This window comes from Dechloromonas sp. H13 (genome assembly GCF_009469615.1).
Lineage (GTDB): Bacteria > Pseudomonadota > Gammaproteobacteria > Burkholderiales > Rhodocyclaceae > Azonexus.
In genome coordinates this window covers 180,156-199,569 of sequence record NZ_SSXX01000005.1, presented here as the reverse complement: position 1 = coordinate 199,569, position 19,414 = coordinate 180,156, and the positions used below count along the sequence as shown (strand labels likewise).

General features: G+C 66.3%; 19 protein-coding genes and 1 other RNA gene. 6 read left to right on the top strand and 14 right to left on the bottom strand.

What is annotated here, in order from left to right:
* Window positions 1–33: 33 nt before the first annotated feature.
* From GH660_RS12935 to GH660_RS12915, 5 genes are all read right to left on the bottom strand, one after another.
* Window positions 34–798: an ABC transporter ATP-binding protein gene (locus GH660_RS12935; protein ID WP_153147080.1), complete on the bottom strand. Its 765-nt coding sequence runs from the start codon at window positions 796–798 to the stop codon at window positions 34–36.
* Window positions 795–2,555, bottom strand: a complete 1,761-nt coding sequence (locus GH660_RS12930) for an ATP-binding cassette domain-containing protein (protein WP_153147079.1) — start codon at window positions 2,553–2,555, stop codon at window positions 795–797. Before GH660_RS12930 ends, GH660_RS12935 begins: the two co-directional genes overlap by 4 nt.
* Entirely contained in the window at window positions 2,552–3,589 is a 1,038-nt protein-coding gene (locus GH660_RS12925) for a branched-chain amino acid ABC transporter permease (RefSeq protein ID WP_153147078.1), read from the bottom strand. The genes GH660_RS12930 and GH660_RS12925 overlap by 4 nt, the downstream gene beginning before the upstream one ends.
* A gap of 60 nt (window positions 3,590–3,649) precedes the next feature.
* Window positions 3,650–4,789 (bottom strand): ABC transporter substrate-binding protein, encoded by a 1,140-nt coding sequence (locus tag GH660_RS12920; RefSeq protein ID WP_153147077.1) that lies wholly within the window; start codon window positions 4,787–4,789, stop codon window positions 3,650–3,652.
* Window positions 4,790–4,880: 91 nt separating this feature from the next.
* Window positions 4,881–6,020: an ABC transporter substrate-binding protein gene (locus GH660_RS12915; protein ID WP_153147076.1), complete on the bottom strand. Its 1,140-nt coding sequence runs from the start codon at window positions 6,018–6,020 to the stop codon at window positions 4,881–4,883.
* A gap of 125 nt (window positions 6,021–6,145) precedes the next feature.
* Here GH660_RS12915 and GH660_RS12910 point away from each other — a divergent pair, with 125 nt between their 5' ends.
* The gene (locus GH660_RS12910; RefSeq protein WP_153147075.1) at window positions 6,146–6,742 is read left to right on the top strand and encodes a riboflavin synthase; all 597 of its coding nucleotides are present in this window, start codon (window positions 6,146–6,148) and stop codon (window positions 6,740–6,742) included.
* 50 nt (window positions 6,743–6,792) lie between these two features.
* Entirely contained in the window at window positions 6,793–7,299 is a 507-nt protein-coding gene (locus GH660_RS12905; protein WP_153147074.1) for a hypothetical protein, read from the top strand.
* Here GH660_RS12905 and GH660_RS12900 read toward each other — a convergent pair.
* From GH660_RS12900 to GH660_RS12865, 8 genes are all read right to left on the bottom strand, one after another.
* Window positions 7,296–7,568, bottom strand: a complete 273-nt coding sequence (locus GH660_RS12900) for a hypothetical protein (protein ID WP_153147073.1) — start codon at window positions 7,566–7,568, stop codon at window positions 7,296–7,298. The genes GH660_RS12905 and GH660_RS12900 overlap by 4 nt on opposite strands.
* A 362-nt stretch (window positions 7,569–7,930) precedes the next feature.
* Window positions 7,931–8,236, bottom strand: a transfer-messenger RNA (tmRNA) gene (gene ssrA, locus GH660_RS12895).
* A 68-nt stretch (window positions 8,237–8,304) separates the two neighbouring features.
* Complete coding sequence (locus GH660_RS12890) at window positions 8,305–8,985, bottom strand: energy transducer TonB (protein ID WP_153147072.1); 681 nt, start codon at window positions 8,983–8,985, stop codon at window positions 8,305–8,307.
* A gap of 52 nt (window positions 8,986–9,037) precedes the next feature.
* Window positions 9,038–9,616: a Crp/Fnr family transcriptional regulator gene (locus tag GH660_RS12885; protein ID WP_153147071.1), complete on the bottom strand. Its 579-nt coding sequence runs from the start codon at window positions 9,614–9,616 to the stop codon at window positions 9,038–9,040.
* Between the two features lie 55 nt (window positions 9,617–9,671).
* Entirely contained in the window at window positions 9,672–11,990 is a 2,319-nt protein-coding gene (locus GH660_RS12880) for a TonB-dependent receptor (protein WP_153147070.1), read from the bottom strand.
* A gap of 193 nt (window positions 11,991–12,183) precedes the next feature.
* Window positions 12,184–13,926, bottom strand: a complete 1,743-nt coding sequence (gene ptsP / locus GH660_RS12875) for a phosphoenolpyruvate--protein phosphotransferase (RefSeq protein WP_153147069.1) — start codon at window positions 13,924–13,926, stop codon at window positions 12,184–12,186.
* A 4-nt stretch (window positions 13,927–13,930) separates the two neighbouring features.
* Window positions 13,931–14,200 (bottom strand): HPr family phosphocarrier protein, encoded by a 270-nt coding sequence (locus GH660_RS12870; protein ID WP_153147068.1) that lies wholly within the window; start codon window positions 14,198–14,200, stop codon window positions 13,931–13,933.
* Window positions 14,201–14,202: 2 nt separating this feature from the next.
* On the bottom strand, window positions 14,203–14,592 hold the full coding sequence (locus tag GH660_RS12865; protein WP_153147067.1) for a PTS sugar transporter subunit IIA: 390 nt from the start codon (window positions 14,590–14,592) through the stop codon (window positions 14,203–14,205).
* A 121-nt stretch (window positions 14,593–14,713) separates the two neighbouring features.
* On the opposite strand from GH660_RS12865, the gene GH660_RS12860 reads away from it, so the two are divergent.
* From GH660_RS12860 to GH660_RS12845, 4 genes are read left to right on the top strand one after another with little or no spacing between them, the layout of a single operon-like run.
* Window positions 14,714–15,799, top strand: coding sequence for an ABC transporter ATP-binding protein (locus tag GH660_RS12860; protein WP_153147066.1), 1,086 nt, complete (start codon window positions 14,714–14,716; stop codon window positions 15,797–15,799).
* Window positions 15,774–16,607, top strand: a complete 834-nt coding sequence (locus tag GH660_RS12855; RefSeq protein WP_153147065.1) for an ABC transporter permease — start codon at window positions 15,774–15,776, stop codon at window positions 16,605–16,607. Before GH660_RS12860 ends, GH660_RS12855 begins: the two co-directional genes overlap by 26 nt.
* Window positions 16,604–17,380: an ABC transporter permease gene (locus GH660_RS12850; RefSeq protein WP_153147064.1), complete on the top strand. Its 777-nt coding sequence runs from the start codon at window positions 16,604–16,606 to the stop codon at window positions 17,378–17,380. Before GH660_RS12855 ends, GH660_RS12850 begins: the two co-directional genes overlap by 4 nt.
* On the top strand, window positions 17,377–18,435 hold the full coding sequence (locus GH660_RS12845; RefSeq protein ID WP_153147063.1) for a spermidine/putrescine ABC transporter substrate-binding protein: 1,059 nt from the start codon (window positions 17,377–17,379) through the stop codon (window positions 18,433–18,435). Before GH660_RS12850 ends, GH660_RS12845 begins: the two co-directional genes overlap by 4 nt.
* Window positions 18,436–18,450: 15 nt before the next feature.
* On the opposite strand, the gene GH660_RS12840 is transcribed toward GH660_RS12845, so the two are convergent.
* The gene (locus GH660_RS12840; RefSeq protein ID WP_228276490.1) at window positions 18,451–19,413 is read right to left on the bottom strand and encodes a DMT family transporter; all 963 of its coding nucleotides are present in this window, start codon (window positions 19,411–19,413) and stop codon (window positions 18,451–18,453) included.
* Between the last annotated feature and the right edge of the window lies 1 nt (window position 19,414).

The following is a 19,414-nucleotide window of genomic DNA, read 5'->3' as shown; positions in this document are numbered from 1 at the left end:
GTTCGGCGCCCCGGCAACGGGCCGGGGCGGCGCTCAGTGCTTGTGCCCGAGCCCGAGGTAGCTTTCGATGACGCGCGGGTCGGCAGCCAGTTCTTGGCTGGGGCCGGCCAGCGAAACCTCGCCGGTTTCCAGGACGTAGCCGTAGTCGGCGATTTGCAGCGCGGCGCGGGCGTTCTGTTCGACGAGCAGGATGGCGACGCCGGTCTGCTTGAGTTCGCCGATGATGCGGAAGATTTCCTTGATGATCAGCGGCGCCAGGCCGAGGCTGGGTTCGTCGAGCATCAACAGCTTCGGCTTGGCCATCAGGGCGCGACCCATCGCCAGCATCTGGCGCTCGCCGCCGGACAGCGTGCCGGCCAGCTGGGCGCGGCGCTCCTCGAGGCGCGGGAAGAGCTCGAAGACCTCGTCCATGGTTTCCATCTGGTCGCGGTGGCCGCTGCGATAGCGGTCGAAGGCGCCGAGCAGCAGGTTGTCCTCGACGCTCATTTCGGCGAACAGCTCTCGCTTCTCGGGGACCAACGTCATGCCGTGGCGGACCAGCGCCTCGACCTCGCGTTCGCGCCCCTGGGCATGGCCCATGTAGACGATGTCGCCGGTCGCCGGCAGCAGGCCCATCAGCGCCGCCAGCAGCGTCGTCTTGCCGGCGCCGTTGGGGCCGATGACCGTGACGATCTCGCCGCGCCGGATGGTCAGGCTGACGTCGTGCAGCGCCTCGACCTTGCCGTAGGCGACGCCCAGATGCCGGACGTCGAGAATGACCTCGTGGTCATGCAGGTGCGGATGCTTGCTCATGCTCATTCGACCCCGCCGAGGTAGGCTTCGAGCACCTTCGGGTCGCGCTGGACGGCTTCCGGCGCGCCTTCGGCGATCTTCTCGCCGAATTCCATGACCACTACCCGGTCGGCGAGGCCCATGACGAAATCCATGTCGTGCTCGACCAGCAGGATGCCCATGCCTTCGCCGCGCAGGCGGCGCAGCAGCTCGGCCAGGGCCTGCTTCTCGCGGTAGCGCAGGCCGGCGGCCGGCTCGTCGAGCAGCAGCAGGCAGGGGTCGGAACAGAGGGCGCGAGCGATCTCGACGATGCGCTGCTGGCCGAGCGCCAGACTGCCGGCCGCGTCGAACATGTGCTCGGCGAGGCCGACGCGCTCGATCTGGCGCGCCGCCTCGGCCAGCAGACGCTGCTCCTCGGCGCGGTCGAGGCGCAGCGCGGCGGCCAGCGCGCCCCTGCTGCCGCGCAGGTGGGCGCCGATGGCGACGTTTTCCAGCACCGACATCTGGCCGAGCAGGCGCACGTGCTGGAAGGTGCGGCTCATCCCGCGGCTGGCGATGTCGCGCGCCGCGAGGCTTGCGGTCGACGCGCCGAGGAAGGCGATTTTGCCCTCGCTGGCCGGGTCGACCGCGGAAATGCAGTTGAACATCGTGCTCTTGCCGGCGCCGTTCGGGCCGATCAGCGCCATCACCTCGCCGGCCCGGACGGTCAGCGACATGTTGTTGTTGGCGACCAGGCCGCCGAAGCGCTTGGTCACGCCGTTCGCTTCCAGCAGCAGGGTGCCGGCGGGCGGCGCCGGACGCCGGTCCAGTGCCGGTGCCTGCGGCACCGCCCGCTGCCGCGAAGGGGCCGGGAGCAGCCGGAGGATCACCGGCCACAGGCCGTCGCGCGCCTTCTGCAGGATCAGCACGACGGCGACGCCGAAGACGATGATCTCGAAATTGCCGCTCTGGCCGAGGATCTGCGGCAGCCAGTCCTGCAACCACTGCTTGAGCACGGTGATCAGGCCAGCACCGAGGACCGCACCCCAGACGTGGCCGATGCCGCCGACGACGGCCATGAACAGGTATTCGATGCCCTGCGTCAGCGAAAACGGCGTCGGGTTGACGAAGCGCTGCAGGTGCGCGTAAAGCCAGCCGGAAATGCTGGCCAGCAGGGCGGCGATCAGGAAGATGACGATCTTGGCGCGCGGCGTGTTGATGCCCATCGCCTCGGCCATCACGGCGCCGCCCTTGAGCGCGCGGATGGCGCGCCCCTCGCGCGAATCGAGCAGGTTGCGGAGGGCCAGGATGGCGAGCAGGACGACCAGCCAGATGAGGTAGTAGAAGTCGCGGCCCGACTTCATTTCCCAGCCGAACAGGCTGACCGGTGGAATGCCGGTGATGCCGGTATGGCCGCCGAGGAACTCGACGTTGCCGAACAGGAAGTAGAGGCTGATGCCCCAGGCGATGGTGCCGAGCGGCAGGTAGTGCCCGCCCATGCGCAGGGTGATGAAGCCGAGGAAGAGGGCGACGGCGGCGGTGACGACGAGGCCGATGCTCAGCGTCAGCCATGGCGAGACGCCGTGGGCCGTCGTCATCCAGGCGGTCGTGTAGGCGCCGATGCCGACGAAGGCCGCCTGCCCGAACGAGGTCAGCCCGCCGACGCCGGTCAACAGCACGAGGCCGACGGCGACGATGGCGTAGAGGCCGATGTAATTCAGCAGGGTGATCGAGAACTCGGGCAGCAGCAGGGGCCCCGCCGCGAGCAGGGCGATGAAGACGGCGAGGGGAAGCTGGCGCCTCATTCCTCCTCCTCGACGTGCTTCGTGGTCAGCGAGCGCCACAGCAGCACCGGGATGATCAGCGTGAACACGATGACTTCCTTGAAGGCGCTGGCGTAGAAGGAGGAATAGGATTCGAGCAGGCCGACCAGCGCGGCGCCGAGGGCGGCGACCGGGTAGGAGGCGAGGCCGCCGATGATGGCGCCGACGAAGCCCTTGAGGCCGATCAGGAAGCCGGAATCGTAGTAGATGGTGGTGATCGGCGCGATCAGGATGCCGGAAAAGGCACCGATCGCCGCCGCCAGCGTGAAGCACAGCTGGCCTGCGAGCGCCGGCGGGATGCCCATCAGGCGGGCGCCGGTGCGGTTCATCGCGGTGGCGCGCAGCGCCTTGCCGTAGAGGGTGCGCTCGAAGAAGAAATAGAGCCCGATGATGAGCAGCGCCGAGGCGACGATGACCAGGATCGTCTGCCCCTGCAGCGGCGCGCCGGCCAGTTCGAAGCTGATTTCGGTGAAGGCCGGGGTCCGCGAGCCTTCGGCGCCGAAGAACAGCAGGCCGAGGCCGATCAGGGCCAGATGGACGGCGACCGAGACGATCAGCAGCACCAGCACCGAGGCGCTGGCCAGCGGCTGGTAGGCGACGCGGTAGATCATCGGCCCGAGCGGCACGACCAGCAGCATCGACACCGCGACCTGCGCCCACAGCGGCAACTGGGTCGGCGGCACGACGAACAGCCCGCCGGCGCAGAGCAGCGGGATGCCGACGTTGAAGATGAGCAGCGGCGGCAATTTGCGAAACCGCCCTTCGCGCAGCAGGCGGACGCCGTCGAGCAGCGCCACCGTCGTACCCAGCGCCAGCAGCAGCCAGACCGTTCCCGGCACCTTGCCGGCCTGCAGCGCAGCCAGGGTCAAGGCACCGTAGGCAACGAATTCGCCCTGCGGAATGAAGATGACGCGGGTGACTGCGAAGACCAGCACGAGGGCGAGCGCCAGCAGGGCGTAGATGGCGCCGTTGGTGACGCCGTCCTGGCCGAGGAGAAGGAGGATTTGCAGATCCATGGACTAAGGCGAAATGGTGGTCGGCCCTGACGCAGCTCTCTGGTCAGCGCGAGCGTGCGCTCACTTCACGAGTTTCCAGTTGCCGTTCTCGATGGTCACCATGACGCGCGCGCGCTGGTCGAAGCCCTGATGGTCGTTCGGCGTCATGTTGAAGATACCGTGCGCGGCCGGCAGGTCCTTGGTGGACTCGAGCGCATCGCGCAGCGCCTTGCGGAATTCCTTCGTGCCCGGCTGGCCCTTCTTCAGCGCCTGCGGGATGGCGGCCTGGAGCAGCACGCCGGCATCCCAGGCATGGCCGCCGAAGGAACTGACGCTACCCTTGCCGTGCGCCGCCTCGTACCTGGTGACGTACTCCAGCCCCGATTTCTTGACCGGGTTGTCGGCCGGCAGCTGGGCGGCGACGACCATCGGCCCGACCGGCAGGAAGGCGCCCTCGACGTCCTTGCCGCCGACGCGCAGGAAATCGTTGTTGGCGACGCCGTGCGTCTGGTAGATCAGGCCCTTGTAGCCTTTTTCCTTGAGCGTCTTCTGCGGCAGCGCGGCCGGCGTGCCGGCGCCGCCGATCAGCACGGCATCCGGCTTGGCGGCCATGATCTTGAGGATCTGGCCGGTCACCGAAGTGTCATTGCGCTGGTAGCGCTCACTGGCGACGATCTTCAGCTTGCGCGCCTCGGCGATCCTGGCGAACTCCTTGTACCAGCCTTCGCCGTAGGCGTCGGCGAAGCCGATGAAGGCGACCGTCTGCACCTTCCTGTCGGTCATATGCTGGACGATCGCGGTCGCCATGTGGGCATCGTTCTGGGCGGTCTTGAACACCCACTGCCGCTTGGCGTCCATCGGCTCGACGACGATCGCCGAGCCGGCCATGGAAATTAGGGGGGTTTCGCTGTCGACCGCAACATCCATCATCGCCAGCGAATTCGGCGTCGTGGTCGACCCGATCATCACATCGACCTTGTTCTCGCCGATCAGCTTCCTGATGTTCTTGGTCGCCGCCGTCGGGTCGGTGGCGTCGTCGAGGACGATGTAATTGACCTTCTGCCCGGCGATGGTCGTCGGCAGCAGGGCGATGGTGTTCTTCTCCGGGATGCCGAGCGAGGCCGCCGGGCCGGTGGCGGAAACCGAAACGCCGACGTTGATGTCGGCCAGCGCGGCGGTGGACAGGGCAGCCAGAACAGCCAGCGTCAGCTTCTTGAACACGGGTTAGATCTCCGGAAGGCAGCGGCAAAGGCCGCAGTCTACCACGCAGCACGCGCCCCCTCCGGGCGCGGCGGCGGGCAGGGGGACGGGCTTACTTGACGAGTTTCCAGGTGCCGTTCTCGACCTTGACCATGACCCGGGCGCGCTGGTCGAAGCCGAGGTGGTCGTTGGGACTCATGTTGAAGACACCATGCGAGGCCGGCAGATCCTTGGTCGACTCGAGGGCATCGCGCAGGGCTGCGCGGAACTCTTTGGTGCCCGGCTGGCCCTTCTTCAGGGCCTCGGGCACGGCGTTGGCGAGCAGCAGGCCGGCATCCCAGGCGTAGCCGCCGAACGCCGTCACGCTGCCGCGGCCGTAGGCGGCTTCGTAGCGGTTGACATACTCGGTGGCCGATTTCTTGACGGGGTTGTCGGCCGGCAGTTGGGCGGCGACCAGCACCGGCCCGGTGGGCAGCACGGTGCCCTCGCAATCCTTGCCGCAGACGCGCAGGAAGTCGTTGTTGGCGACCCCGTGCGTCTGGTAGACGATGCCCTTGTAGCCCTTTTCCTTGAGCGAGCGCTGCGGCAGGGCGGCCGGCGTGCCGGCGCCGCCGATCAGCACCGCATCCGGCTTGGCGGCGAGAATCTTGAGCGTCTGGCCGGTGACCGTGGTATCGGTGCGGTTGAAGCGTTCGTTGGCGACCACCTTGATCTTGCGCACCTCGGCCAGCTTCGAGAATTCGTTCCACCAGCCTTCGCCGTAGGCGTCGGAAAAGCCGATGTAGGCGACGGTCTTCACGTTGTTGCTGGTCATGTGCTCGAGGATCGCCGTCGACATCTGGGCGTCGTTCTGCGGCGTCTTGAACACCCACTTGCGCTTGGCGTCCATCGGCTCGACGATGCGCGCCGCCGCCGCCATCGCGATCATCGGCGTCTCGCTCTCGGCGGCGACGTCGATCATGGCCAGCGAATTGGGGGTCGTCGTCGACCCGATCAGCACATCGACCTTGTTCTCGCCGATCAGCTTGCGGGCATTCTTGACCGCCGTCGTCGTGTCGGAGGCATCGTCGAGCACGATGTAATTGACCTTCTGCCCGGCGATGGTCTTCGGCAGCAGGTCGATGGTGTTCTTCTCGGGAATGCCGAGCGAGGCGGCCGGGCCGGTGGCCGACAGCGTCACGCCGACGTTGAGGTCGGCGAGGGCGCTCGCGGCCAGCGTCGACAGCAGCATGGCGAGGGCGGTTTTCTTCATGTTTCTCTCCCTTTGGTGAATCGATTATGCAAAGGTGAAAACCCTATTACCATCCGGGCGTCCCCGCAAGCTGCCTGATCAAGGGAGCATGATAAAGTCCGCATTTTGAACGAACGGTACTTGCCATGTTCTCCGGAATCATTGCCGCAGTCGGCCGCATCACCCATCTCACCACGCGCGAAGCGGGCTTTCGTCTGCATGTCGAGGCCGGCAACCTCGGCCTCGACGACGTCGCCCTCGGCGACTCCATCGCCTGCAACGGCGTCTGCCTGACCGTGGTGGCGAAGGAAGGCAACCACTTCATGGTCGACGTCTCACCCGAGACGCTCTCATGCACCATCGGCCTCGACGCGCCCGGCGAGATCAACCTGGAAAAGGCGCTGCGCCTGGCCGACCGGCTCGGCGGCCACCTCGTTTCCGGGCATGTCGACGGCGTCGGCGTCGTGCTGCGCTTCGACCCGGTCGGCGACAACCGCCTGCTGGAAATCCAGGCGCCGCAGGACCTGGCGAAATACATCGCGCGCAAGGGCTCGGTCACCGTCAACGGCACCAGCCTGACGACCAACGAGGTTGCCGGCGAAATCTTCACCATCAACCTGATCCCGCACACGCTGGAAAACACCACGCTGAAACACCTCGCCGCCGGCAGCCGGGTCAACCTGGAGGTCGACCTGATCGCCCGCTATTGCGAGCGGCTGCTCAGCGCCGAACGCGATAGCTGAACGCGCCACCGCCCGCCGGTTTCCACGCTGCATTCCTCCTGGGGAGTCCAATGAAAATCATCATCGCCCTGATCTTCGCACTCCTGATGGCCGCCTGCGCCTCCTATGACGGACGCGGACTCAAGCCGGGCATCAGCACCGGCGACGAGGTCGTGAAGCTGATGGGCGAGCCCGCCATGCGCTGGCGCGAACCCGACGGCAGCGAACTCCTGGCCTACCCGCGCGGCCCGGCGGGCTTCAACACCTTCATGGTGAGAATTGACAGCAAGGGAACGCTGGCCAGCATCGAGGGCGTTCTCGACATGAAGCATTTCTCGCTGATCCGCCCGGACATGAGCCAGGACGACGTGCTGCGCATCCTCGGTCCGTCACAACCGCAATGGACCGTCTACTTCGAGCGGCGCGACGAGCTGGTCTGGGAATGGCGCTACTGCGACGACTGGAACGAACCGGCGCGCTTCAACGTGCTGTTCGACAACACCAGCGGCAAGGTCCGCTCGACCCAGAGCTACACCGAAAGCATGCTCCGGCGCTTCCGCCAGGTCTGCAGCCGCTAGCTGCCCTCGCCGGCCTGAGCGGCAAGCCAGGCGTCGAGGTCGGCCCGCGCGACGAAGGTCCGCATGCGGTCGATGTTGCCTTCGAGGCGTTCGCCCTCCCACTGTTCGGTCGCCCAGCGCAGGATATTCGCCGGCAGTTCGCCGCGGTCGATCGCCAGTGCCAGCCGGACCTCGGCATCGCGCACCGAGAGCGAGGCGGAAGCCAGCAGCTGGGCAGCCTGATGGAGGCTCAGGGGGGCGCCGGACGGTGCCGGTTGCGATTGGTCCATCTTCATTCCTCCGCTTCATGTTCGGCAGACAGCACATTCAAGCAGGGAAAGCGCGGACAGGCAATGCGGCGGAACGAAATTTCCGCCCACCCTCGAACGCGATCCCGGGAACTTTGCGCGGCGAACCTGTCTAAACGCGCTCAAAATTCTCAACCTACCTTTTGCGGGGCAACTATGGACGAACTCTCCTACCTGGGCATCGGATTTGCTGCGGTCATTTTCAGCCTGGCCTGTTTATTGGCCAGAAAGCTGTCCAGCAGGACCGCCTATCACTGAGAGCGAGCCGGGGAAACCCGGCTTTTTCATGTTCGTCGCGCCTTTTTCCGGGCGCCTTGCTCGCCCCTTGCGGACAGCATCGGAAATGACGACGGGGACCGAAGTCCCCGCCGGCTGTCTTGGATAATAAGGCTTCAGCGGCCCCAGCTATGCCGTTTAGGCGGCGATAGCAAATTGCTCATCGTTGGCAATTATGGATTTGCGCGGATTACGTCCGTCGCCTTTCGAGCTGCCTGCTCATCCTCATTCACCCCGTCGAAACCAGTACACCCCCCCTGTGGTGGAGGTGGCGGGAATCGAACCCGCGTCCGAAGCGCTTCCGACTCGCCGGAATTACAGCCATGAAAGCATTATGGGGACGACCTTCCGAAAATTCAACCCGAAGGAACATCAATCCGAATCCGACTCGACGATGCCGCCTGACGCCCGACAGCGCATTTACGGGTTCGATGCGATGGCTTCACTCGTCAAGCCGGAAGACGATGGGCACAACGACCAGTCCTTCGACCGGCTCGTCGGCACGTCGGGCGGGAACGAAACGCCAGCGCGCAACGGTGGCGCGTGCCGCTTCATCGAGGCGCTCGAAATTGCTACCTTTTTCGACGTCGACCGCAACCGGCCTGCCATCGGGGCCAACCCGCACGCGCAGATGCACCCGCCCCTCTTCGCCCAGGCGGCGGGAGGCCGGCGGGTAAGACGGAGCCGGATTGTGCAGGTAGGCGGCGTCGAAACGCGGCGCGCTGGTCGCTGATGGTGCCGCTGGCGGCGACCCGTCGCCGCCGGCAGGGGTTGACGCTGGCGCTGCGGCGACTGGCGCTGCGGGAACAGCGAACGGGGTGTCATTGCGGCTGACTGCGACGACAGCCGAACGCGGGGTGTGCGCGGCACGCGCACGTGGCGGTGGCGGGACGGCCAGGGGCGCGACAGACGGAACTGCGGCGCTGGCGGCCGGCAGTGGTGTCGGCGCGGTGACGAGAGTAACCGCCAGGATATCGACCGGCGGCGGTGTCGCCCTGCGGTAGGCGCCAAGGCTCGGCCAGGCAAGCAGCAGCGCGTGCAGCAACAGGGAAAACGACAGGTAAGGCAGGCCGCGTCCGAACAGGCGGGCCGGTTCGGGAGCGGCAGGAAGTTCGGCCATCATCGGCGCATTCTAATCTTTACGGCGCAGCCAGGCGTGTCATGCGCCGCCATGCCTACACTGCGAGCCGGCGGAAATCCACGGTGAAACTGCGCGTCGCGTGCACGCCGTCAACACGCACCGGTTGCAACAAACCATCTCGCTCCAGGCGCTTGATGATGCGCGAGACCGTTTCCATGCGTAACGCCGTGATGTCGGCGATGTCCTGACGCGTCGGCAGGACGACAGGGTCGTCGGTTCCATCCCCGCCGGCAGCCATCATGCGGATCAGGCCGATCACCCGGCGGACGGCTTCACCGCCGCGCAGCGCGACGAGGTCGGCGGCCCGCCGCTGGGCAGTGGCCAGCGAACGCAAGAGCGAACCGCTGCGCGCCGTCGCGGCGCCTTCCGGCCACGGTGAAAGTTCGCATTCGGTCAGGGCGCTGGCGGCGAACGCATAGGTGCCAAACAACATCGCCTCGCTGCCGATGATGTCGCCCGGCAGCGCCAGGCTGGCAAAACGAGCTTCGCCCGGTGCCCCGTGGCCGTCAAGGCGAACCGAGCCGCGTTCGACGCGCCACGCCAGCCCGGCGACGCCGATCCTGTAGATCGGCGCGCCCGGCCGGAAGGACTGCACGCTACGTAACTCACTCATCAGTTGCAGGTTAAGGTGTTGCCCCGTCCATTCGTTACGCACTCACATTTCACGATCAAAACTTGAGGTTCAACCCCGTGTAGATCGTGCGTCCGGCGCCTGGCACGCCGGTTCCCCAGGCCGGATTGCCTGGGTTGAGCATCATGGTCGACCCTTGTCCGACATAGGCACCGCCTAGCGGCATGTAGTAGAACTTGTCGAACAGGTTTTCAACGCCGAAGTCGATGCGGGCCTGCTTCCACGAATAGCTGAGGCGCAGGTTGGTCAACCCGTAGCCTGGTGTTTCGAGTTCGTTGCGCACTTCCGAGACATCGTCCTTGCGGGTGACGCCGATGACTTCGAGAACGTTGTCCCAGCCGCCAAGCCGGTGGGTAAGCGCAATGCGGGCATTGAGCGGCATGATGTTGTACAGACCGTCTCCGGTATCGCGGTTTTCGCCATGAACATAACCGATCACGCCACGCAGGCCGAAAGCGCCGGCGGTAGTCTGAGCCAGCGCTGCCTGACCGGAAATGTCGATACCGTAGAGTTCCGCGGAGGCGTTGGCATATTGCAGGACAACGAACTGATTGGTCGTGGTCGTGTTGTTTCGGGTGCAGGCAGCGCCGCTGGTACAGCGGATGGCATCGATGTAATCGGTTACGCGCGAATAATACGGCGTTGCCTTGATTTCCCACGAGCGGTCTGCCGCGTGCCAATCAAAAGTCGCGGCGATGGTATTCGCCTTTTCCGGCTTGAGATCGATATTGCCGATGTAGCCATTGCCGTCACCCACGGTATTGTTCATGACCGCGGCCATCGACCAGGTTGACCAGGTATAGCGCTCGTAGAGGTTGGGCGAACGAACCTTGCGCGCAGCGCCGAACTCAATATCGGCCATCTCCGACGGCGTGTAGCGGGCAAGTGCGGTCAGGTTCCAGTTGTCGTCGGTACGCTTGCGATCCTGGGCATTGAAGGCGGCAGCGTCCTTTTGCTGGTTGTTCACCATCATCCCCATGCCGTTGGTGTTCGGGTTGTACCCCTGGACATTGCCGGTATCCATCTGCACGTTCTCATAGCGGGCGCCGAGCAGCGTCTTCCACTGGGCATTCAAACGCGACTCCCATTCCCCGAACAGCGCGAACCGGTTACGCTCGCCGTCATTGATGTTGTAGAAGGTGCCTGGCCACATGCCGCCGCCCGAGGGCGGCCACCAGTCGTCAAGCGTGTAGTGCTGGTAGAGGCCACCGACGCGCAGCAGGTCCTTTTCGCTCAGCTCGATGTCGGCAGCGACCGTGCCGCCGGTGTTCCTGCTGGCGGTGTACATCGGCATGCCGGCGGCACAGGTGGCGCTGATCGGCGAGCACGGCATGCCGACCGAGGTCATCATTCCGCCACCGTACCAGAAGCGCTTGTCGGGCCCGAAATCCATGTAGTGGTCGACGGTTTCATGGTAGATCCGCGCGTCTAGCTTGCCCCAGGCGAACTGGCCGACATAGTTCAGGTTGAAGCGTTGCTGCTCGTTGTCGAGCATGTCCATGCGCTGGTTCGGGTAAAGCTGCTCCGGCGTCTTGACGAAGGTGTACTTGAACTCGACGAGGTTTCCGTCCCCCTGGAGGCCGATGGCCAGTTGCTGGGTCCAGGTCTTGTACGCACTCGATCCGACCTCGTTGAGGGGAATCGATTGACCCGGATTGCCGGTCGCCGTCGTCGTCTTGAAGTTGCCGCCGGCCTTGTAGTTCTCGGATTCAGCGTAGGAACCGGTGTACGCGATGCTGAACGATTCGTTGGCTGCCGCGGCATAAATGTTGCCACCCCAGGCATCGCCGTTGCTGCGATAGAACGCCCCCAGTTCACCCGTGGTCAGCAGACCCTGTCCGGCCGAGGCGAAGGGCAACGGGCGCCCCCCGGCGATGATCGTGCCGCCGATGCTGTCGCCGCCAACACTGACCGGACCGATGCCGGGATAGACCTTGAGCGTCGCCACATTGCTTGGGTCGAGGTACGACAGCGGCGAATTCATGTGGTTGGGACAGGAGGCGATCAGATCCATGCCATCGACCAGGATGCGATTGCGGTCGTCGGCAAGGCCGCGGATCACCGGCAGGCTCGAAGTACCGCCGGCGCTCTGGAACTGCATGCCGGGTACGTCACGCATCAGGGTGGCGGTATCGCTGGTCGCCGGACGCAAGATGCGCAGCTCGGGCTTGTCGACCGCGGACGGGTTGCCGAAACCGCTCGTCGCCGGAACCGACGGCTCACGCGCGCCGCGTACGACGACCTCGTCGAGCACGGTCGCCGGGACGTCCGATGTCTGCGCGACGGCGACGGGAGATGCCGCGCCGGAAAAAATGACGGCCACGGCAGCCGCCAATGGACGAATGTGGTACCCCATGAAACCTTCCCCTGGATCGGTGCTTTCTCTGCTGACCGGAAATTATTTTTTTGGCGGGCCGGATTTTCAGCCATTGGGGCAGTTCATGGAATGCGACAAATTGCCGCGCGGCATTTTGCCTACGGCGAGGGAAGGGGGTGGCCGGGTGCCGGATTTAGGCCTTTTTCGGGGGTCGACCGCAACCAGCCGCGACTCAGCCGTTGAGCTTTTCCAGCGCTTCCTGCAGCTTGCCCGGCTCGTCCAGGCGCAGCATGCGGCGCACGGTGGGGGCGAGGTCGGCGACATCGGCCTTCAGCACGCGGCTCTTGACCTCGAGGATCTGCGACGGGTGCATCGAGAAGTTGCGCAGCCCCATGCCGAGCAGGAGGCGGGTCAGCTTCGGGTCGCCGGCCATTTCGCCGCACAGCGAAACCGGGATATTCACCTTCTCGGCGCTGGCCAGGGTGTGAGCGATCAGCATCAGCACCGCCGGATGCAGCGGGTCGTAGAGGCTGGAAACCTGTTCGTCGGAGCGGTCGATTGCCAGCGTGTACTGGATCAGGTCGTTGGTGCCGACCGACAGGAAATCGAGACGGCGCAGGAAGAGGCCGATGGCCAGCGCGGCGGCAGGAATCTCGATCATGCCGCCGACCGGGATGTTTTCGTCGAAGGCGACCTTCTCGCCGCGCAGGCTGGATTTGGCCTGCTCGAGCGCGGCCAGCGTCTGGTCGATCTCGTGCGCATGCGCCAGCATCGGGATCAGCAACTTGATCGGCCCGTGCTTCGAGGCGCGCAGGATGGCGCGCAGCTGGGTCTGGAACATGCGCGGCTCGGCCAGCGACAGGCGGATGGCGCGCCGCCCGAGGGCCGGGTTGGTCTTGACGCGGTCGCCGGACATGCCGTCCGGGCGGAGGTCCTTGTCGTTGCCGAGGTCGAAGGTGCGAATGGTAACGGGGCGCCCGGCCATACCCTTGACCACCTTGCGGTAGGCTTCGTACTGCTCCTGTTCGTCGGGCATGTCGCCGCGGTCGAGGAAGAGGAACTCGGTGCGGAACAGGCCGATGCCCTCGGCGCCGGCATCGAGCGCTCCCGGCACGTCGCCCGGCAGTTCGATGTTGGCGTAGAGCTGCACATCGACGCCGTCGAGCGTCTGCGACTTTGCCGTTTTCAGGCGCTTGAGCTTGGATTTCTCGAGCTCGATCTGGTTCTTGCGAAGCTGGTATTCCTCCAGCACGCGCACGTCGGGATTGACGATGACGACGCCGCGCTTGCCGTCGACAATTAGCTGTTCACCGTCGCGGATCAGCGCGCGGGCGTTCTCCATGCCGACCACCGACGGAATCGCCAGGCTGCGCGCGAGGATCGCGGTGTGCGAGGTGGCGCCGCCGACGTCGGTGATGAAGGAGGCGAAGCGGTGCTCCTTGAAGGTGATGACGTCGGCCGGCGACAGGTCGTGGGCGACGACGATCAGCATTTCCTCGGTGACGCCCTTGGCCGCCTTCATCACGGCGCGCCCGGGATGGCCGAGCAGTTCCTTGATCACCCGCTCGACGACCTGGACGACGTCGAACTTGCGTTCGCGCAGGTAGGGATCCTCGAACTGCTCGAACTGCTCGACGAGGTCCTCCATCTGCTGCACCAGCGCCCATTCGGCGTTGCAGCGGCGCTCGCGGATGATCGCGCGCGGCTTGTCGACCAGTTCCGGGTCTTCGAGGAACATGGTGTGGATGTCGATGAAGGCGGCGAGCTCGGCCGGCGCGTGCTCGGTCGTTTCCTTCATCGTTTCCAGCTCGCCCTTGACTGCCTTGATGGCGGCGTCGAAGCGGGCGATTTCCTTGTCCACCATGCGCTGCGAAATGGTCAGGTGCGACACCTCGAGCGTCGCGTGCGACATGAGCATGGCCCGCCCGATGGCGATGCCGCCGGAAACGCCGAGGCCATGCAGGGTGAAGCTCATGTCGCTACTCTCCCTCGCCGAAATAGTCGGCGATCAGCGCCAGCAGGGCGTCCATCGCTTCCTGTTCGTCGGCGCCGTCGGTTTCCAGCGTCACCTTCGAGCCCTTGCCGGCGGCCAGCATCATGACCCCCATGATGCTCTTGGCGTTGATGCGGCGCGTTCCCTTGGCCATCCACACTTCGCACTTGAACTTGCCGGCCAGCTGGGTCAGCTTGGCCGAGGCCCGCGCATGCAGGCCGAGCTTGTTGATGATTTCGGTTTCTCTGGTCAGCATCGTCAGTGGTCCTGCATGTTGAGCACGCCGTCGCGCCCGCCGGAGACGGCGCGCGTGAGCAAGGTTTCCATGCCGCGTTCGCGATAGGTCAGGGCGCGCAGCAGCATCGGCAGATTGACGCCGGCAACGCCCTCGACGCGGCCCGGTTCGAGCAGCTTGAGCGCCAGGTTGGACGGCGTGGCGCCGAAGATGTCGGTGAGCACCAGCACCCCCTTGCCGTTGTCGACCAGGCGCAGCATCTGGCGGGCGAGCGGCAGCAGGTCGAGCGGGTCGTCCTGCGCCGACACGCCGAGCTGGTTGAGCTGGACGGGACGCTTGTTGAGCACGTGGCAGGCGTTCTGCACCAGCGCCTCGCCGTAGCTGCCGTGGGTGATGAGGAGGATTCCGATCATGCGCCGGATTCTAACCCAGAGGACAGGCGCGCGACTGCTGCGCAAGCGCACAATCCGCCGCGTGCGGCGGATGCCTATAATGAAATCCGGATAAGCGGAATCCGGCGCCCGCCGGCTCATCATGGCCCTACTGGAAATTCGCAACATCACCCGCCGCTTCGGCAGCCTCGAAGCGGTCAAGGACGTCACGCTCGACATCGAGGCCGGCGAGTTCTTCACCCTGCTCGGCCCCTCCGGCTGCGGCAAGACCACCATCCTGCGCATGATCGCCGGCTTCGACGCGCCGGACGCCGGCGAACTCTACCTCGACGGCCGGCCGCTGGCCGGCATGCCGCCCGAGAAGCGGCCGGTGCATACGGTCTTCCAGAGCTACGCGCTGTTCCCGCACCTGACGGTGGCCGGCAACATCGCCTTCCCGCTCGAAATGGCCGGTCGTTCGCGCGACGAGATCCGCCGGCGGACCACCGAGACGCTGGCCCTGGTGCACCTGGAAGACAAGGGCGACGCCTTCCCGCACGAGCTTTCCGGCGGCCAGAAGCAGCGCGTGGCGCTGGCCCGCGGGCTGGTCAACAAGCCGCGCCTGCTGCTGCTCGACGAACCGCTCGGCGCCCTCGACGCCAAGCTGCGCGAGCGCATGCAGGGCGAGCTGATCGCCCTGCAGCGCGAGGTCGGCGTCACCTTCGTCTTCGTCACCCACGCCCAGCAGGAGGCGCTCGCCCTATCGCACCGCATCGCGGTAATGAACGAGGGGCGCATCGAGCAGCTCGACGTACCCGAGGCGCTCTATTCGACGCCGAAGAACCGCTTCGTCGCCGATTTCATCGGCACCATCAACCTGATCGCCGCCGCGGTCGTCGAGGCCAGCCGCCACGGGCTGCGCCTGGCTGCCCCCGGCCTCGGCGAGATCGCCGCGCCGGTGCACGGGGCGGTCGCCGTCGGCAGCAACGGGGCGCTGGCGATCCGCCCCGAGCACCTGCGCATTTCAGGGCACGCCGACCGGGCCGGGCTCAAGAACCACTTCGCCGGGGCGGTCGTCGAGTACCTCTTCCTCGGCGACGTCACGGTCTACAAGGTCCGCCTCGACAACGGACTGCTGCTCGAGGCGCTGGCCACCAACGCCGGGCCGGGGCGAGCGCGTTTCCACGAGATCGGCGACCGGGTGAGCGTCGAATGGAGGCATGATGCCGGCGTCTTCCTCCCGGACTGACCGGAGCGCCCGCCTGACCCGCTGGCTGGTGACACTGCCGCCGGCGCTCTTCCTCGTCGTCTTCTTCCTGATCCCGGCGCTGATCATGGCCGCCGCCAGCTTCCGCGAACCGGGCGAGTTCGGCGGCCTGGCCCCGCTCGCCGAACGCGGCTTCAGCCTCGACGCCTACCGCTTCGTCCTCGACGACGTCATCTATGCCTGGATCCTCGCCAAGTCCTTCGCCGTCGCCGGCCTGACGACGCTGCTCTGCCTCGTCCTCGCCTACCCGCTGGCGGTGCTCATCGTGCGCAGCCCGAAGCGCCGGCGCGACCTCCTCGTGCTGCTCGTCATCCTGCCCTTCGCCAGCAACTTCCTGATCCGCATCTACGCCTGGATGATCATCCTCGGCCCGCTCGACCTGCTCTACAGCCCGGTCGCCGTGATCGTCGGCATGGTCTACGTGCACCTGCCGTTCATGATCCTGCCGCTCTATACCAACCTGGAAAAGCACGACCCGGCGCTGCTCGAGGCGGCGCAGGACCTCGGCGCCGGCGGCTGGGCGCGCTTCTGGTGCGTCACCTGGCCGCTCTCGCTGCCCGGCGTGCTGTCCGGCTCGGCGCTCGTCTTCATTCCCGTCCTCGGCATGTTCGCCGTCCCCGAGCTGCTGGGCGGCACCGGCGACCTGCTGATCGGCAACCTGATCAAGGAGCAGTTTCTCGACAACCGCGACTGGCCGCTCGGCGCCGCCCTGTCGCTGCTGCTGACGCTGGCGGTGCTGGCCGTGGCCGGCCTGTCCTCGGCGCTGACGCGCAACCGGGGGCAGATGTGAAGCGCGGCTTCTGGCTGTGGGCGGCCGGCCTGGCGACCTACGCCTTCCTCTACGTGCCGCTGGCCGTCGTCGTCCTCTTCTCGTTCAACGATTCCGAACTGAACGCCTCGTGGGTCGGTTTCACGACGCGCTGGTACGGCAAACTGCTGGGCGACGCCGACCTGCTGCAGGCCGCCGCCAATTCACTGCTGATCGCCATCGTTTCGAGCACGATCGCCACCGTTCTCGGCACGATGGCCGGCATCGCCCTGCACCGCTGGCGGCCGCCCCTGCTGCCCTTCCTGGTCCTGACGCCGGTGGCGATGCCGGAAATCCTGCTCGGCGTCTCGTTGCTGCTGTTCTTCCGCCAGGTGCTCGACCTGACCCTCGGCCTGTTCTCCATCCTCGCCGCCCACATCACCTTCTCGCTCGGCTTCGTCGCCATCATCGTCCGCGCCCGGCTGGCCGGCATGGACGAGAGCATCTTCGAGGCCGCCCGCGACCTCGGCGCGACACCGTGGCGCACCTTCACCCGGGTGACCTTCCCGCTGATCGTACCGGGGATCGTCGCCGGCTTCCTGATGAGCTTCACGCTGTCGATCGACGATTTCGTCATCACCTTCTTCGTCGCCGGTGTCGGCGTGACAACCCTGCCGCTGCAGATCTACTCGCTGATCAAGGTCGCCGTGACGCCCGAGGTCAATGCCATTTCGACCCTTCTGATGGCGTTGACCCTGACGCTGATCGCGCTGGCCCTGCGTTTCGCCCCGGAAACGCTGAGGAAATCGGCATGAGACTGGCGCTGCTCGTGCTGCTCCTCGCACTGGCCGCCCCCGCCCGGGCCGACGACACCCTGCACCTCTACATCTGGAACAACTACATCTCACCCGAGACGGCGGCGCGCTTCGAGGCCTGGTGCGGCTGCCGCCTGAAGCAGGACTACTATTCCGACAACGAGGAGATGCTGGCCAAGCTGGAAGCCGGCGCCGCCGGCTACGACCTGCTGGTGCCGACCGGCAACGCGGTGCACACACTGATCCGCAAGAACGAACTGCAGGCGCTCGACCACCAGCGCCTGCAGCACCTCGCCAACATCGCCACGGCCTTCGCCGATCCCTGGTACGACCCCGGCCTGCGCCATGCGGTGCCCTACGCGACGACGGTCACGCTGCTCGGCTTCAACGCGACGAAACTTGCCGAACTCGGGCTGCCGACCGACAGCTGGGCGCTCATCTTCGAACCGGCCCACCTGCAAAAGCTCAAGGGCAAGGTCACCGTCCTCAACAGCCAGCGCGAACTGATGGCGGCGGCGCTGCGCTATCTCGGCCATCCGGTGAACGACACCGACCCCGACCACTGGCGGGCGGCGCGCGACCTGATCCTGCGCGCCAAGCCCTACTGGGCGACCTTCTCCAACAGCACCTACATCAAGGACCTGGCGATCGGCAACATCTGGGTCGCCCACGGCTACTCGAACGACATGTTCCGCGCGCGCGCGGACGCCCGGGCCGCCGGCCGGCCGTTCGCCATCGGCTTCGCGATCCCCAGGGAAGGCGCGGTGCTGGCGGTCGACAACTTCGTCATTCACAAGTCGGCGCGCCGCCCGGACCTCGCCCACCGCTTCATCGACTTCATGCTGCGCGGCGAGAATGCCGCCGACGTCTCCAACCTGATCGGCGCCGGCAATCCCAACCGCGCCGCGCTGCCCTACATCCGTCCGGAAGTGGCCGGCGAGACCGCGCTCTTCCCGCCGCCGGAAACCTTGCAGCGCCTGGAAATGCTGCGCGACCTCGAACCGCAGCAGCGCCGCCTGATGTCGCGGCTGTGGACCGAGATCAAGGTCAAGTGAACGGCTGGGCGTCGCTCAGCGCCGCGAGACGAGCAGGACGCCGACCAGCACCAGCCCGGTGCCGGCGATCTGTGCCAGCGAGATCGGTTCGGCGAGCAGCCACCAACCGAAAAAGATGGTCAGCATCGGGCCGATGGTGCCGATCAGCACCGCCCGTGCCGAGCCGATGCGGCGGATCGCCGCCGACTGCATGAAGACCGGCAGGACGGTCGAGAACAGGGCCATCGCCGCACCATAGGCATAGACCGGCAGCGGCTGGACGAGCGCGGTCAACGGCTGGGTGGCGAAGAAATGCAACTGCGTGGCGCCGGTCGACACCAGCATCGCCAGCGCCGTGAAGCGCGCCGCGCCAAGGCGCTGGATCATCGGCGCGCTGCCGGCCAGGTAGAAGGCGTAGGACAGCGACGAGGCGAAGACGAAGGCGGCGCCGAGCAGCACGACCCGCGTTTCGCCGGCGAACTCGAGGTCGTGGGCGAAGGCGAGGCCGATCCCGGCATACGACAGCACCAGCGCCGCCACCTCGCGGCGCGACAGCTTCTTGCCCATGAACAGGACGCCGATCATCACGGTCAGGGTCGGGTAGGTGAACAGGATCAGCCGTTCCAGCCCGGCGGTGATGTAGCGCAGCCCGACGAAATCGAGGATGCTGGCGCCGTAGTAGCCGAGCAGGCCGAGCGCCGTCAGCAGCAGCCAGTCGCGGCGCGCCAGCGGCGGCGCGGCGCGGCTCGACTGGAAGCCGACCCAGAGGAAGACCGGCAGCGCGAAGACCATGCGCAGCGAGAGCAGGGTGACGGCATCGACCGGCACCGCCTGCGGCACGGAATAGGCCAGCTTGACGAAGATGGCCTTGAACGAAAAGCCGAAGGCGGCGCCGAGCGCCAGCCACAGGCCGAGGCGATGGCCGTGCCGCTCAAGCATGGCGGCACCCGACCAGGCGCGGCGGATGCCGAAAAGCGGGAATCTTTCCCCTGCGTTCAAG